Genomic DNA, 15085 nt, shown 5'->3' on the forward strand with positions numbered 1-15085 from the left:
GCATCCCCAGGCACCGGCATGCACGTTCTCCTGACGCGCCCCGAACCCGACGCCCGGCGCACCGCCGAGCGGCTGGCCGCGGCCGGGCACCAGGCGACGCTCGCGCCCGTGATCTCCATCACGCCGACCGGGACGCCGCTGGCCGACCTCGACGTCGACGCCCTCGTGGCGACCTCCGCCAACGCCAGGCTGGCCTTCCCGGAGGGGCCGCCGGCGGCGCTGCGGGAGCTCCCCGTCTATGTGGTCGGCGACCGGACGGCCGACGCCATGGCGGCGCTCGGCTTTGTGGACCTGCGCGCCGGCGCGGGCGACGCCGCCTCGCTCGCCGCCCTGATCCGCGAGCGCCAGCCCGCCGGGGGGCGGCTGCTCTACGTCGCCGGGACCGACCGCAAGCCGACCCTGGAGTCGGCGCTCTGGCGGGCCGGCTTCGACCTCGTCGTCCACGAGGCCTACCGGGCCGAGGCCGTCCAGGACCTGCCGGCCGCCGCCGGGGAGGCCCTGCGCGAGGGACGCGTCGACGCCGTGCTGCATTTCTCCCGGCGCAGCGCCGAGATCCTGTTCGCCCTGGCGCATCACGACAGGCTGGACGACGCCCTGCGCGGCGTGGATCATCTGTGCCTGTCGGCCGATGTGGCGCGCGCGCCCCGCGCGGCCGGCATGCCCCGGGTGCGGGAGGCGGACGCTCCCACCGAGGCCGGCGTGCTGGCCCTGCTCGCGGACCGTCCGCCGGACGGAGGCGGAACCGGTGGGGCCCTTCCGGCGTCCTCGCCTGCGGATGGTGGCGGCTCCGCCGTCGAGGCTGTAAGCATGGATGACAGCGCCGCCGACGAAGCGGGCTCAGCCGAGCGGAGAACCATGACGGGCGATCGGGACACCCCCAGGGCGGATGGGCGCCGAAAAGGCGCTTCGCGGCGGGAGCCGCAGGTCATCGACCTCACCGCCCAGCAGGCCGCCGAGACGCCGTCCGGCGCCGCCGGACCCCTGCCGCCCGAGCCCGCGGCGTCCGCGCCGAATCCCGCGGAGTCGCCGCCGCCGGAGCCCACCCCCGTCGAGACCGCCGGGACGGCCGAGCCCGCCCCCGAGGCGATTCGCGCCGCGGGCGAGGGCGAGCCTCTCGACCCGACCCTGGCGGACGCCTCCGCGCGCGAGGAGGCCGAAATCGTCACGCCCAAGCCCGACGAGACGGAGGCGCCGCCGCGTCCCGTGGGTCCGAGCGTGCCCCCGGTCGGGCCGTCGCGCGCCGAGCCCCCGGCCCGGTCCGGCGCGGGCGGCGTCGGCTTCGTCGTCCCGGCCGCGGCGGGCCTCGTCGGCGGCCTGGCGGGCGCGGGCTTCGTGGCGCTCGCCCTGATGCTGTGGGGCGGCGCCGGAGACATCAACGACCGGCTCACCAATCTGGAGACCGGCGTCGGCGAGAAGGCGACGCGGCGCACCGTCGAAGCGCTCGAAAAGCGCGTGGCCGCCACGGAGGCCGACGCCAAGGCGGCCCGCTCCGATCTCGACGCCGCCCTGAAGCGGCTCCCGCCCGACCCGGCCGCGGCCCTCGCGCAGGTGACCGAGCGGCTGGACAAGGTGGAGACCGGCGTCGGCGCGCTGGAGGCCCGCCCGGCCCCCGCCGCGCCTCCGCCGCCCGCCCCGCCTCCGCCCGCGCCGGCGCTGGGCGCCCGCGAGAGCGCCGTCATGTCGGTCGCCTGGCTGACGCGCGACGCGCTGAACCGCGGCGCCCCCTTCGCCCGCGAGCTCGACGCCCTAAAGGCCGCGAAGGTCGACCCGGCCGCCCTGGCGCCCCTGGAGCCCTTCGCCCAGAAGGGGGCGCCGACGGTGGCCTCCCTCTCGGCCCAGTTCACGCCCCTGGCCGAACGCATCGCCAACCCGCCCGAGCCGCCTGCGCAGGGCGGCGTCCTGGAGCGCATGCAGGCGCGCATCGGCGGCCTCTACAAGGTGAGGCCGCTCGGCGAGGCGCAAGGCGACTCCCCCGCCGCCGTCGCGGCGCGCGCCGACCTCTCGCTCAAGCGCGGCGCGCTGGCCGACGCCGTCGCCGAGCTCGACAGGCTCCCCGCCGACGTCAAGCCGACGGTCGCCTCCTTCCTTGACGCCGCCAAGGCCCGCCTCGCCGCGGGCCGGGCGGCCGACGCCCTGGTGACCGCGTCGGTCGACCAGGTTCTCGCGGCCACGCAGTCCGGAGGCGCGGCCCGATGATCCGCACGCTCGTTTTCATCGCCATCCTGATCGCGCTCGCCTTCGGGGGGGCATGGCTGGTCGAACAGCCCGGCCAGGTCGTCGTCACGCTGCCGCGCTACGGCCAGGTCTCCACGACGCTGGTCGGCGCCGCGGCCGCCGTGCTGGGCTTCGTGATCGCGATCCTGGCGCTGTGGACCGTGCTGCGCTTCCTGCTGCGGCTCCCCTCCATCCTGAGCTTCACCGCGCGGGCGCGCAAACGCGCCCGCGGCTTCACGGCCGTCTCGCGCGGGATGATCGCGGTCGGCGCGGGAGATCCGCGCTCGGCCAAGCGCTACGCGGCCGACGCCGCCAAGCTGCTCGGCAAGGAGCCGCTGGCGCTGCTGCTGAAGGCCCAGGCCGCCCAGATGGCGGGCGACCGGACCCAGGCCGAAGGCGCGTTCCGCCAGATGCTGGACGAACCGGAGACGCGCGTGCTCGGCCTGCGCGGCCTTTTCGTGGAGGCCCGCCGCAAGGGCGATTCGGCCGCCGCCAAGGCCTATGCGGCCGAGGCCGCGCGGCTGTCGCCGTCCGTCGCCTGGGCGGGCGAGGCGCTGCTCGAGTTCCAATGCGCCGAGCAGGACTGGTCCGGCGCCATCGCGACCCTCGATCGCGGCGCGCGCGGCCTCGACAAGGCCGTGGTGAAGCGCCAGCGCGCCGTCCTCCTCACGGCCGACGCCCTGGCGCGGGCCGAACGCGAGCCCGAAGCCGCCCTCCTGCGGGCCCAGCAGGCCGTCAAGCTGGCGCCGGGGCTCGTGCCGGCCGCCACGCTCGCCGCCCGCCTGCACGCCCGCAGGGGCGAGCTCCGCCGCGCCTCGAAGGTCGTGGAGGCCGCCTGGGCCCAGGCGCCCCACCCCGATCTCGCCGCCGCCTACCTGAATGTCCGGCCGGGCGATTCGGCCCGCGACCGCCTCAACCGCGCCGAGAAGCTGCTGGCGCTCCGCCCCCACGAGGCGGAGGGCCGCATCGCGGTCGCCGAGGCGGCGCTGGGCGCCCGCGACTTCAGGCGCGCGCGCGCCGTCATCGCGCCCCTGCTGGAGGGGCGGCCCAGCACGCGCGTATGCCTGCTCATGGCCGACCTGGAGGAGGCCGACACCAGCTCCGCCGGCGCGGTCCGGGAGTGGCTGTCGCGCGCGTCGCGGGCGCCCCGCGACCCCGCCTGGATCGCCGACGGCGTCATCGCCGACCGCTGGTCGCCGGTGTCGCCCGTCACCGGGCGCCTCGACGCCTTCGTGTGGGGCGCGCCGGTGGAGCAGATCCAGGCGCCGGCCGCAGACGAGCCGCCGGAGACGATTCGCCCGCGGCCCGAGCTCGCCCCGCCGCCCTCCTCGGACGACGTCATCGCCGACGTCGACGAGGCCCCCGCGCCGGTGCTGACCGAAGCGCCTTCGCAAGCCGACGCGTCCGCCACCACCGAGGCCGCCCCGGCCGAAACGGCGGCGGCTGGCGACGAGCCGCCCCGGGAGGCCGCCGCGACGCCGGCCGGTCCCGACAGCGCCTTGGCGCCGGCCGCGGCGCCGGACCGGAACGTCGCGGCCCAGCCCTGGCCCGCGCCGTCCTCGTCCTCCGCCGACCGCACCGGCGCGCCGGCGACGGCGTCCGAGGTCCTCCCCGCGCCGGCCCCCGACCCGCGGCCCGAGCGCCGCCGTTTCGCCCCGATGAGCTTCGCCGAGCGGATCGGCCGGAACGGCGGGGCCGAGCCGGCTCCGCCGCCGGCAGAGACCCAGCCCGAACCCGCCGCCCCGGACCGCGCCGGGCCAGCCCCGGAGGCGCCGGCCGGCGGTCCCGCGCCCGCGGGCGGGCCGGCTGCGCTGGCCGGCCCCCTGCCGTCCGCGCCTCGGCCGGCCTCGCCCGGCGAGCCTTCCGCGCCGACCTCGTCGGCCGCCCTCATGGCGGCCGGCCCCGTCCCCGAAGCCCGTCCCCGTCGCGGCTCCCGGCCGTCCGAAGTGGTCTTCCCGCTCGCGTCGGCCCCGGACGACCCCGGCCCGGACCTGGGCGACGCCGCCGCGCGCGGCCGCGGCGGCTTCCTGCAATAAGGCGCCCGGATCGGCCGGCGCCGCTTGCCAAGCCGCCCCGATCCGTCTATGACCTCGCCCGTCGCCGCAATAGCTCAGCTGGTAGAGCACCTCATTCGTAATGAGGGGGTCGGGGGTTCGAATCCCTCTTGCGGCACCATCGCCCTTCACATGGGGCGAGAGGGGTTGATGGCGCCGATGAGCGGCGATCCATACGATCCCGCAGCATCGCACCCCCCTCCTCGACGATCCGAACGGCGCCCTTCATCGATTCGCGCCGCTCACGAGGGCTCGCGAAAGCCGCTCGGCGCCTTGCATGCTCGACGAACCCAGAGGTCCCGTCGCAAGCCGGCGAAGGCCGTCCGCCGGGCCCGAGGCGCGAGCGGGCGAACTGGCGCGTCGAGGCTGCGGCCGCGGAGGGGCGGCAGGCCAGGACCGGGCAAGTCTTCGCCATCGGCTTTGGCCGAGTCGCGCCGCGTCGTGCGCTCCTGGCCATGTGTAGTCCTGGGCGCCTAGGCGATCAGGTCCGGGCGAGTGATACAATGCGGCTTGCGTTCCCACTGCTGTTGGGAGGGCGTGATGAGACCGTCTCCGCTCACTTTGCTCGCTTGCTGCATTGCGACGTCGCCGTGCTGGGCGAACGAGCGGGTCTTTACCTTTCGCATGATCGATCTCTACGCCGTGAACGACCAGCGAGGCGCCGAGCACCTGGTCGGCGTCGCGATCGGCGACGGCGGCCGTCTGGTCCAGAGGGACCATCTGGTCCACCAGCTCCCGGACGGCCGTTACGCGGGCACATGCACCTATGTCTTCGACGACGGCTCGACCGTGACCTCCGAGTTCACGCTTGTCCAAGACGGCTTGGACTACAGCGGGGACTACAAGGTCCTCTCAGGCACGGGCGCGCTCGCCGGCGGCCAGGGCGTTGGGCGCCTCAGGACTATGAAGGGCTTCGAAGGGGCCTCGAGCTCCACCGGAGTGTACGAGGTGCAGTTCAAGGTCGCTGCGCCAGGGCTGTGACCCCTTGGCGCGCACGGCCGCGCTCAGTCCGACATCGCCGCCGCGCAAGGCATCAGCGCTGCTGATGCGTGGCATCTCGCTGCTGCGTTGGACCTGGGCCGCAGACGCTGGCACGACTGTGGTTCCACGTGGGGACCCCGCGATGCCGCGCTTTGCGTACGAGACCGTCGACGTTTTCACCGACCGCCCCTTCGGCGGCAATCCGCTCGCGGTCTTCACCGACGCGCGCGGGATGACGGACGCGCAGATGCAGGCCCTGGCCGCGGAGATGAACTACAGCGAGACCACCTTCGTGCTGCCCGCCGACGACCCGGCCCACGATGCTCGCGTCCGGATCTTTCATCGGACGGCCGAGATGCCGTTCGCGGGCCACCCCAATGTGGGGACCGCGTGGGTCCTGGCGCGCCAGGGCCGCGACCGGGGCGGCGCTCTCCGTTTCGAGCAGATGGCGGGGCTGGTGGAGATCGGGATCGAACGCGATCCGACCGGCCGGGTGACCGGCGCCGTGATCGCCGCGCCCCAGCCTCTGTCGCGGGGACTGGAGTTCACAGGCGAGGAGATCGCTCCCTGCGTCGGGTTGGAGGCCGCCGACGTCGTCACGGCCGCGCACCGGCCCGTGCAGGCCTCGGTGGGCGTGGCCTTTGTCCTGGCGCAGGTCGCGCCCGCCGCCCTGGCCAGGGCCACGCCGGACCTGGCGGCCTTCCGCGCGCTTGCGGCCAGGCGCCCCGGTCTCGCCGGCCGGCTTTCGCTGTTCCTCTATGTTCGCGACGGCGCCGCCATCAGGGCCCGCATGTTCGCCCCGCTTGCGGGGACCTGGGAGGATCCGGCCACCGGCAGCGCCAGCGCCACGCTGGGGGCGCTGCTGCTGTCGCTGGACGGCGGCGACGAGGCCGCCTTTCAGATCACGCAGGGCGTGGAGATGGGCCGCCCCAGCCAGCTGCGGGTTTGGGCGCGCCGAGCCCAGGACGGGCTGCGCGCCCGCGTCGGCGGCTCATGCGCGCCGATGTTTCAAGGCGAGGCGGTCCTCTGACCTCCAGCGCTCTCCCCACACGCCAGTTCCGGGCGCCCAGCCTCAGGGCGCCCGCGCCCGATCCTCGGCGAGAAAGCGCTCGGCGAGCCGCGCCCACAGGGCGGCGCCGGTGACGAGGCTGCCGTCGGCGAAGTCGTAGCCGGCGCTGTGCAGGATCGGCGAGCGTTCGCCGTTGCCGAGGCGCAGGAAGCTGCCGGGCCTATGCTGCAGGTAGTAGGCGAAGTCCTCGCTGCCCGGCAACATGGGGCATAAGTGAACGTTGTCGGCGCCGACCAGCTCCCGCGCCACCTCGGTCGCGAAGGCCGTCTCGGCCTCGCTGTTCACGACGACCGGATAGCCATGCTCCCACTCGATGTCGACCGCGGCGCCATGGGCCGCGGCCGTGTTGGCGGCGATCGCCCTGATGCGGGCTTCGAGGAGGCTCCGCGTTCCCGGGGTGAACGAGCGGACGCTGAGCCCGAGCTCGGCCGCCTCGGGAATGACGTTGGTCGCCGTTCCCCCATGGATCGTGCCGACGGTGACCACGGCGGCCTCGTTCGGATCGACATTGCGCGCCACGACCGTCTGCAAGGCCATCACCGTGGCGGCCGCCGCGACGACCGGGTCGACCGTGAGGTGCGGCCGCGAGGCGTGGCCGCCTTTCCCCCGGATGCGGAGGAAGACAGTGTCGCTCGCCGCCATCATGGGCCCGGACCGGGTCAGGATCGCGCCCTCTGGCGCGCCCGGGTGGTTGTGCAGGCCGAAGATCGCGTCGCAGGGAAAGCGCTCGAACAACCCGTCGGCGATCATCGCCTGAGCGCCGGAATTCTTGCCGGCCTCCTCCGCGGCCTGGAACACCAGGACGACGGTTCCGCGGAAGCGGCGGGTGCGGGCGAGGTGCTCGGCGGCTCCGAGCAGGACGGTGGTGTGCCCGTCATGCCCGCAGGCGTGCATCTTGCCGGGGTTCTTGCTGGCGTAAGGCAGCCCGGTGGCTTCGGTGATCGGCAGGGCGTCCATGTCGGCCCGGATGGCGACGCTGCGGCCGCCCTCTCCCTGGCGCAGCACGCCGACGACCCCATGGCCGCCGATGTTCCGCGTCACCTCGTAGCCCCAGCTTTCCAGCTTTTCGGCGACGAAGGCGGAGGTCCGCACTTCCTCGAAGGACAGCTCGGGGTCGGCGTGCAGGCGCCGGCGGAGGTCCGTGAGCTCGGCCTCCCGGGGAGCGAGATCCGAAACGGTGGAGTACTGGTTCGATCCAAGCGTCATGACAGTTCCGAAATCCGGTGGTCTCGCACGAAGCGGCTGAGGAATGCGCGGGTGCGCGGATGCGACGGGGCGCTCAGGATCTCGCCGGGCGGGCCCTGCTCGACGATGACGCCGCCGTCCATGAACACGACGCGGTCGGCCGCCTCGCGGGCGAAGCCGATCTCGTGGGTGACGACGATCATGGTGAGGCCCTGCCCGGCGAGCTCGCGCATGGTCGCCAGAACCTCGCCGACGAGCTCGGGGTCGAGCGCGGACGTCGGCTCGTCGAACAGCATCAGCGTGGGCCGAATGGCGAGGGCCCGGGCGATCGCGACCCGCTGCTGCTGACCGCCCGAGAGCTGACGCGGATAGGCGCTTTCCTTGTCGGACAACCCCACGCGGGCCAGCAGCTCCCGCCCGCGCCGCATCGCCTCCCCGGGCTCCTGGCGGTGCACCCCGATGGGCGCCTCGACCACGTTCTGCAGCGCCGTCATGTGGCCGTAGAGATTAAACTGCTGGAACACCATCCCGATCTTGCGGCGCTGGACCGCGATCTGGCGTTCCGGAAGACGCGTCAGCCGCTCGCCGTCGAGGCGGTAGCCGATCTGCTCGCCGTCGACCTCGATCGACCCCTGGTCGATGGTCTCCAGGTGATTGATGCAGCGAAGGAAGGTGGATTTGCCCGACCCTGAGGGGCCGAGGATGACGACGACCTCGCCGGGCGCGACGTCGAGATCGATCCCCTTCAGGACCTCGTTCGAACCGAAGGCTTTGTGGACGTCGCGGGCGCGTACGACAGGCTGCATGGTCATGACGCCGCGCGTCGGGCGGTCGTGACGGCGCGATCTCCGCGGTTGTAGTGGCGTTCGATGAAGCCCTGCATGACGTTCAGGACCGACGTCACCAGCAGGTACCAGAACACCGCGACCAGCAGCATGGGGATGACCTCGAAGGTGCGGTTGTAGATCGACTGGACCGAGTACAGCAGATCCGCCATGGCGATGACGCTGACGAGCGACGTCGCCTTGATCATGCTGATGAGCTGGTTGCCGGTGGGTGGGACGATCGCCTTCATGGCCTGGGGAATGACGATGCGCCGGAGGATGCGGGCGCGCGTCATCCCGAAGGCCTGGGCGGTCTCCGTCTGCCCCCGGTCGACCGACAACAGGCCGCCGCGGATGATCTCGGCCATCAGGGCCGCCTCGTTGAGCGACAGCCCGATGATCGCCGCCGTCAGCGGCGTGATCAGGCTGTTGGTGTCCCACGTGGCCAGCGTCGGCCCGAAGGGCACGACGATCGAGATCGTCGGGAACAGGATCGACAGATTGTACCAGAAGATCAGCTGCACCAGCAGCGGGGCGCCCCGGAAGAACCAGATGAACAGCCCGGCGAGCGACGAGGCCAAGCGGCCGCCCGAGACGCGGGCCACCGCGATCAGCAGGCCGAACCCGGTGCCCAGCGTCATCGCGACGGCGGTGAGGCCCAGCGACACGGACAGTCCCTTGAGGACGGTGGGATCCAGGAAGTACTGGGCGACCACCGGCCAGCCGAAATTCGGGTTGATCGCGCAAATGTAGAGGAAGCCGCCCAGGATGGCGGTGGCCAGGACCCATGCCGCCGCCCGCCCGAGCGGCAGGGGAGCATGCGCCCGCCGGACGTCACGAAGCGCGTCGGCCGGCATGCGGGCTGGCGAGGCTTGTGCGGTCGACGACGACATGGCGGGCTCCCCGGCTCTCGGCTTACTGGCCCTGGTTGATCCCGGCCTGCTTCACCATGTTGTTCTCGAGGCCCCATTTGTTCATCACGGCCGCGTAATCGCCGTTGGCGATCAGGATGTTGAAGGCGTCCCGCAGGACCTCGGCCAGAGGCGAGCCCTTGGCCACCACGGCGCCCTGGTAGATATCCTTGAACCCGTTGGCGAGCCCGACGCCGGAAAGCTCGAGCTGGCCGTTCGCCTGCTTGACGAAATAGGTCAGCGGAGCCTGGGAGGAAAAGAACGCGTCCGCGCGCTTGGAGCGGACAGCCATGATGGACGCGGGCTGGTCGGTGTAGGACTGCACTTCGACGGCGGGTTTGCCGAGTCCGGCGCACTTCTCCGAGAATTCCTTGACGACCTTTTCGGCCGACCCGCCCGCCATGACGGAGATCCGGGCGCCGCAGGTCGTCTCGAGCGAGACGATCTTCTTCGGGTTGCCCTTGTCGACGGCGAAGACGACGTATTCGCGCGCCCAGTCGACGAAGTCGTTGGACTTCTGCCGGTCGGGGTAGTCTCCGACAGGGCCGATGGCGAGTTGATAACGGCCGGAGTTGACGCCGCTCAGCAGTGCAGGAAGCCCGGCCACGGAGGCGTGTTCGATGGTGATTCCGAGCAGGCGCCCGATCGCGTCGGAAATGTCCTTCGTGGCGCCTGTGAGTTCGCTGCCGGTGACGATCTCGTAGGGCGGGAAGGAGCCGTTGTTGACGGCCGTCATCTTGCCGGCCTTGCGGATCTCTTCCGGAAGCCGGGCCCTCAGATTCTCGTCGACTTTCTGCGCCGGCGCGGTCTGGGCGAGCGCCGCGGGGGCGGCCAAGGCGACCAGCGCGGCCACGACGATTGCTTTCACGGTCATCGGCGTTCTCCTTCGGCGAATAGGGGGGAGCGGCGGCTGATCCTGTATTGGCTCCGCCTTCAGGGTTTCAGGCCTGGAAAGAGCGTCTCGACTCCGACGGGCTTCGGCAGGATGCCCTGCTGGTGCAGTTCAACGCCGAAATCGGCGATCATGCGCGCGTTCTGCTCCAGACCGCTGTCGTTCCAGTCGGGAGCCAGCGAGCGCCCGGCGAAGAGCAGCTCCTCGAGGACGAAGGGCGAGGTCTCGGCGTATTTCCGCCGCTTCGCCGTCCAGACCCGCTGGCTTTCGTCGACGAGGCGCGACAGTTCGTCGGCGATCCAGGGATTCTCGCGCAGGACCGCCGTCTTGACGCCGAGCAGGTGATGCGCCGGCACGTAGCCGACGTCATCGTAATAGGCGCACTCGGCGCCCCGGAAGTCGCGGAGCAGCTGCCGGAAACCCGACCCGCGGGCGAAGAAGCCGTCGGGCATGAATGGCGTGAAGACGGCGTCCAGATCGCCGTTCGCCAGCATCTCCATCATCGGGCGTTCCGCCGGATCGGCCTCGATCAGGCCCGGGCGGCCGAAGCCGTCGAGCCGGTCGACGATCGGATGCTGCGCGGTGAGGCGCCCGGCGATCCAGAACGCATCCTCGACCCCGACGCCTTCGCGTCGCAAGGCCGCGCGCGTCCAGGTGTTGCCGCTGTCGCGCCAACCCGTCACGCCGATGCGCTTGCCCTTGAGCTCGGACAGGCTTTCGAGCGGGCTCGCCTCGCGGGTGATGACGCAGCGATGGCGGAAGCCGCGCATGATGAAGCAGGGGACGCCGACATAGTTCGCCTCCCCCTGCGTCATGGCCGACGCATGGCGGCTGAACGACAGCTCGGCCGCGTCGAATTCGTCGGTGGTCGCGAAGTTCGCAAGCAGCGTCCCCACCCGGGTGATCCGCAGCTCGAGCCGGTCCGACACGACGTCTCGCAGCAAGAGCGGCGTCAGGTAGTCCCAATCGCGCGTGGCGATCCGCAATGTGACGGTCAAACCCGAACCCTCGTCATCAAGTCCGGACGAACCTAGCGGACGCGGTCATGGGCGCGCAAAAGTTATTGTGTTACTGAACATTCATTTCGGCGGGCGGGCAGCGATGGAAAAGACGTTCGACGCACGCTGGTTCGTGAGCCGCCTCGGCAACCCCACGCGACGCGGCATCGCGCAGGAGACGGCGGCCCTCGTGCGGACCGGCGCGCTGCCGGTCGGCGCCAAGCTGCCCACGGTGCGCGACCTGGCCTACGAGCTGCGCGTCAGTCCGGCGACCGTGTCGCAGGCCTGGGCGGATCTGCGCCGGCACAAGATCATCAGCGGCCGGGGACGCAACGGCTCTTGGGTCATCAGCGACAGTTTCACGCCTCGCCCTGAGCGGCTGATGAGCGGCGGACTCACGCCTCGGCCGGGCCTCGTCGACCTGGCCCGGGCGGTCCCGGATCCTGCGCTCCTGCCCGATTTGTCGGAGGCGCTGGCCTTCGGCGCCCGGGCCGAGGGATTGAACAGCTACGCCCGCGTCCGCATCCTTCCCGTCCTGGAGCGCGCCGTGCGAGCGTCATGGCCCTATGACGCCGCCGCCTTCCTGGCGACGGACGGGGGCTACAGCGCCATCTACACGCTGCTGCACGCCCTCGTTCCGCCGGGAGCCCCGGTCGCGGTCGAGGATCCGACGGGCCTGCGCATCCTCGACATCCTGGAGGACATGAACGTCCCGATCGTGCCCGTGGCCTGCGACCGCCTGGGGCCTCGGCCCGACGCCCTGGCCGAGGCGCTCGAGCGGCGCCCCGCGATGTTCATCTTCCAGCCGCGCGTGCACGCGGTCACCGGAAACCTGCTGTCGGCGCGCCGCCTGGACGAACTCGGCCGCCTGCTCCAGCGCAGCGACACGCTGGTGGTCGAGAACGACGGCATCGGCGATGTCGCGGACGCGCCGCGGATGTCGCTGGGAGGCAGGATGCCTGACCGCGTCATCCACGTCCTGTCCTACTCGAAGGCGCTCGGTCCCGACCTGCGCCTGGCGGTCATGTCGTCGTCCGCGGTCGTGGCCGAACAGATCCAGACCTTCCGCGGCTTCAGCGCAGGCTGGACGAGCCGGATCCTGCAGGCCGCCACGGCCTGGCTGCTCGACGACCCGGCGACCGCCGTCCGCGTCGCTCACGCCAGAAGCGCGTACCAGGCCCGGCGGGAGAAGCTCGCGGCCGAGTTCCGGAGCCTCGGCGTCGTGGTCGAGCCCGGACATGGCCTGTCGTTCCTGGTCCCGGTCGCCCCGGGACACGATGCGGCGTCGCTGCTTCTGGGCCAGGGGATCGCCGTCGCGCCGGGGCGAAATTTCTCGTTAGCGCCGCTCGACTTCATACGGGTCGCGGCCAGTTGCGTGCCGGAGAGCCAGGCGGCTGAAACCGCGCGGATCATCGCGCGCGCCCTGACGCCTGGAGCATTGGTCCCCTCGCCGGTCGTGACGCCGCCCAGGCTCGACCTGCCGGAGTAAGTGCGATCCCGCCTCGCCGGCGACGCGACGCGACTGGCGCTCGCGGTGGCGCTCAGGGCGCCGAAGGGCGCGCCAGGGCGGAGGCCAGGCGGGCGATTTCGGGGTCGTCGGGGCGCATTGATGCGAGGCGGGGCGCCAGGGCGGCGGCGGCGGCCCGGTCGCCGCGCCTGAGCGCGTCCGCCAGGACGGCGGACAGCAGGTCCACGTCCCAGGGATGGTCCGCCAAGGCTTTCGTCAGCAGCTCCCGTCCCTGCTGCGCCCGGCCGACGGACGTCAGCGCGACCGCATGCACATAGGCGAAGCGCGCGTCGTCCGGCTGCAGCGCGGTCGCGCGGGCGAACATGTCCAGGGCCTCGGGATAGCGCTTCTGGCGCACCAGCGACAGACCGAGCGCATGCGCGACGCCGGCCGAATCGGGCGATGCGCGGAGCGCGCTCCGCAAGGTCTGCTCGGCCTGCGCCTCGCGGCCCGAAACCCTGTAAAGATCGGCCAGGTTCACCGCCAGCTCGGCCGCCGAGGCGTCGTTGGTCAGCCCTTCCAGAAGCTCGCGCTCGGCCTCCGCGGCCCGGCCCCGCTGCTGCAGGAAGGCCGCCAGGGCGGAGCGGTGCTCGGACCGGTCGGCGTTCAGGCGATGCGACGCCTCGAATTCGGCGAAGGCCTTGTCCAGGGCGGCCTGTTCGGCCGGCGATGCGGAGCCCGGCGGGGCGCCGGCCAGGAGCCGGGCGGCCTCCACCCGGACGGCGAGCGCCGGGTCCGCCGCAAGCGGCAGGAGCATGCGCCACAGCTGGTCCGCGGGCCCGCGGGCGAGGCTTCGCATCGCCGCGATGCGCGCCAGAGGCGCGGGATCCGCGAGCCCCTTGCGGGCGGCGGCCTGGGCGGCGACGCTCGGGAAGCGGCCGAGTTCGTCCTGGGCCGTGGCCCGGGCGACCGCCGGGACGGCGGGGTCGACTGCGAGACGGATCAGGGCGTCGCGGGCGCCCGGATCTCCCCGGCGCGCGAGCGCGAAAGGCTCGCCCCAGGTCTGCAGCCCCTTGCGGTTGGGACCGCGCCAGCTCTTCACCGCATCAGCGGCCCATTGGGCCGAACGGTCCGCGTGGCAGGCGCCGCAGGCGTTGGGCGCGCCGGTCCGGTCGGACAGGTCCGGTCTCGGCGTGCGGAAGCCATGGTCGTGCCGGCGGTCCACGACCATGTAGGTCCGGGCAGGCATGTGGCAGGACACGCAGTCGGGCGCGTTCGGGCCGGGCGGATGGCCGGTATGGGACCGGGCGGCGAACCGCTCCGGCTGATGGCACTGTCCGCACACGGCCGCCCCCGCCGCCTTCAGGGCGCCGCTGTGGGGATCGTGGCAATCGCCGCAGACCACGCCCTTGGCGTACATGAGGCTCTGCTTGAACGCGTGGTCGTTGAAGACCTCGTCGCGCATCTGCCCGTCCGCCTCGAACAGCCCCTCCGAGAGCAGCACGGGCATGTGGGTGTCTTCCAGCGGCCGGCCGGGACGCCAGTCTTCCGAGAGCAGGCCCCGTCGCGAATGGCAGCGTGCGCAGGTCTCCACCTCGTCGCCGGCCGGCCGCGGCGCGCCGTGGGCCGGGCTTCCGGTCGCCGGATCGGGCGTCCAGTCCGGCTGGGGGCGCCGCGCCGCTGCGGCGGCGAAGCCCTTGAGCGGGTCGGGCGCGGTCGCGCCGGCGGCGGCCCAGGCGACATGCCCGGCGCCCGCGCCATGGCAGGCCTCGCAGCCCACGCTGATTTCCGAATAGGTGGTCCTGTAGGCGTTCCTGGCGGGGTCGTAGCCCTTGCGGAACGCCGTCGAGTGGCATTCGCCGCACATCAGGTTCCAGGTCTGGAGCGCCCGGGTCCAGTGCAACGGATCGGACGGCGGCGCCGGCTGGTGGCCGTAGACGTGGAACCAGCGCTGTCCCCCGCTCTCGCGCGGCCGGGCGTCCCAGGCCCAGGGCAGCGCCTGGAGGCGGCCGCCCGGGAACTCGACCAGATATTGCTGCAACGGGTCGACGCCGAAGGCGTAGCGCACCTCGTAGCTGGCGAGCGCGCCGTCCTGGCCCTCGGTCTCCACCATGAAGCGGTCGCCGTCGCGGAAGAACCGGCCATGCGCGCCGTGGTTCTCGACCCGCGCGCCGGAGAAGTCTCCCTTCACGGTGGCCGGCCCGGCGGGCGCCATGGCGGCGGCGTGCTGCGAGCCGGCCCAGGCCTTGGCCTCCCGTTCATGGCACGAGGCGCAGCGCTGCGACCCGACATGATCGGCCGGCGCGTCGGGCGTCAGGACGCCGGCCCATGACGACGGCGCGGGGGAGGGAGGGGCGGCGGACGTCCATGCCGAAAAGGACGCCAGGGCCGCGAAGGCCGCGAGCGAAGCCAGGACGGCTCCCAGGAGGCCCGCGAAGGGTCGCGGCCCCGCCGGCCGGCGATCCGGACGTCCCTCGTCGACAGGTCCCACCCGGGAAGCCCTCTCTGCG

General features: G+C 72.7%; 11 protein-coding genes and 1 tRNA gene. 6 read left to right on the top strand and 6 right to left on the bottom strand.

Annotation, left to right across the window (positions count from 1 at the left end; genetic code table 11):
* Positions 1–18 precede the first annotated feature (18 nt).
* From ACYVO7_RS10385 to ACYVO7_RS10405, 5 genes are all read left to right on the top strand, one after another.
* Positions 19–2196, top strand: coding sequence for a uroporphyrinogen-III synthase (locus ACYVO7_RS10385; RefSeq protein ID WP_460449757.1), 2178 nt, complete (start codon positions 19–21; stop codon positions 2194–2196).
* Entirely contained in the window at positions 2193–4250 is a 2058-nt protein-coding gene (locus tag ACYVO7_RS10390) for a heme biosynthesis HemY N-terminal domain-containing protein (RefSeq protein ID WP_460449758.1), read from the top strand. Before ACYVO7_RS10385 ends, ACYVO7_RS10390 begins: the two co-directional genes overlap by 4 nt.
* Positions 4251–4313: 63 nt before the next feature.
* Positions 4314–4389: transfer RNA gene (locus ACYVO7_RS10395), tRNA-Thr, on the top strand.
* Between the two features lie 419 nt (positions 4390–4808).
* Complete coding sequence (locus ACYVO7_RS10400; RefSeq protein WP_460449759.1) at positions 4809–5249, top strand: hypothetical protein; 441 nt, start codon at positions 4809–4811, stop codon at positions 5247–5249.
* 142 nt (positions 5250–5391) lie between these two features.
* On the top strand, positions 5392–6279 hold the full coding sequence (locus ACYVO7_RS10405; protein WP_460449760.1) for a PhzF family phenazine biosynthesis protein: 888 nt from the start codon (positions 5392–5394) through the stop codon (positions 6277–6279).
* Positions 6280–6321: 42 nt separating this feature from the next.
* Here ACYVO7_RS10405 and ACYVO7_RS10410 read toward each other — a convergent pair whose 3' ends face one another.
* From ACYVO7_RS10410 to ACYVO7_RS10430, 5 genes are read right to left on the bottom strand one after another with little or no spacing between them, the layout of a single operon-like run.
* Entirely contained in the window at positions 6322–7524 is a 1203-nt protein-coding gene (locus ACYVO7_RS10410; RefSeq protein WP_460449761.1) for a M20 aminoacylase family protein, read from the bottom strand.
* Positions 7521–8315 (bottom strand): amino acid ABC transporter ATP-binding protein, encoded by a 795-nt coding sequence (locus ACYVO7_RS10415; protein WP_460449762.1) that lies wholly within the window; start codon positions 8313–8315, stop codon positions 7521–7523. Before ACYVO7_RS10415 ends, ACYVO7_RS10410 begins: the two co-directional genes overlap by 4 nt.
* Positions 8312–9220 (bottom strand): amino acid ABC transporter permease, encoded by a 909-nt coding sequence (locus ACYVO7_RS10420; protein ID WP_460449763.1) that lies wholly within the window; start codon positions 9218–9220, stop codon positions 8312–8314. The genes ACYVO7_RS10415 and ACYVO7_RS10420 overlap by 4 nt, the downstream gene beginning before the upstream one ends.
* Positions 9221–9242: 22 nt before the next feature.
* On the bottom strand, positions 9243–10112 hold the full coding sequence (locus tag ACYVO7_RS10425; protein WP_460449764.1) for an ABC transporter substrate-binding protein: 870 nt from the start codon (positions 10110–10112) through the stop codon (positions 9243–9245).
* 59 nt (positions 10113–10171) lie between these two features.
* On the bottom strand, positions 10172–11128 hold the full coding sequence (locus tag ACYVO7_RS10430) for a substrate-binding domain-containing protein (protein ID WP_460449765.1): 957 nt from the start codon (positions 11126–11128) through the stop codon (positions 10172–10174).
* Between the two features lie 103 nt (positions 11129–11231).
* Between ACYVO7_RS10430 and ACYVO7_RS10435 the strand changes: the two genes are divergently transcribed.
* Positions 11232–12617, top strand: coding sequence for an aminotransferase-like domain-containing protein (locus tag ACYVO7_RS10435; RefSeq protein WP_460449766.1), 1386 nt, complete (start codon positions 11232–11234; stop codon positions 12615–12617).
* A gap of 52 nt (positions 12618–12669) precedes the next feature.
* On the opposite strand, the gene ACYVO7_RS10440 is transcribed toward ACYVO7_RS10435, so the two are convergent.
* Entirely contained in the window at positions 12670–15066 is a 2397-nt protein-coding gene (locus ACYVO7_RS10440; protein ID WP_460449767.1) for a HEAT repeat domain-containing protein, read from the bottom strand.
* Positions 15067–15085: the final 19 nt, after the last annotated feature.

It is taken from the genome of Alsobacter sp. SYSU BS001988, assembly GCF_054796215.1.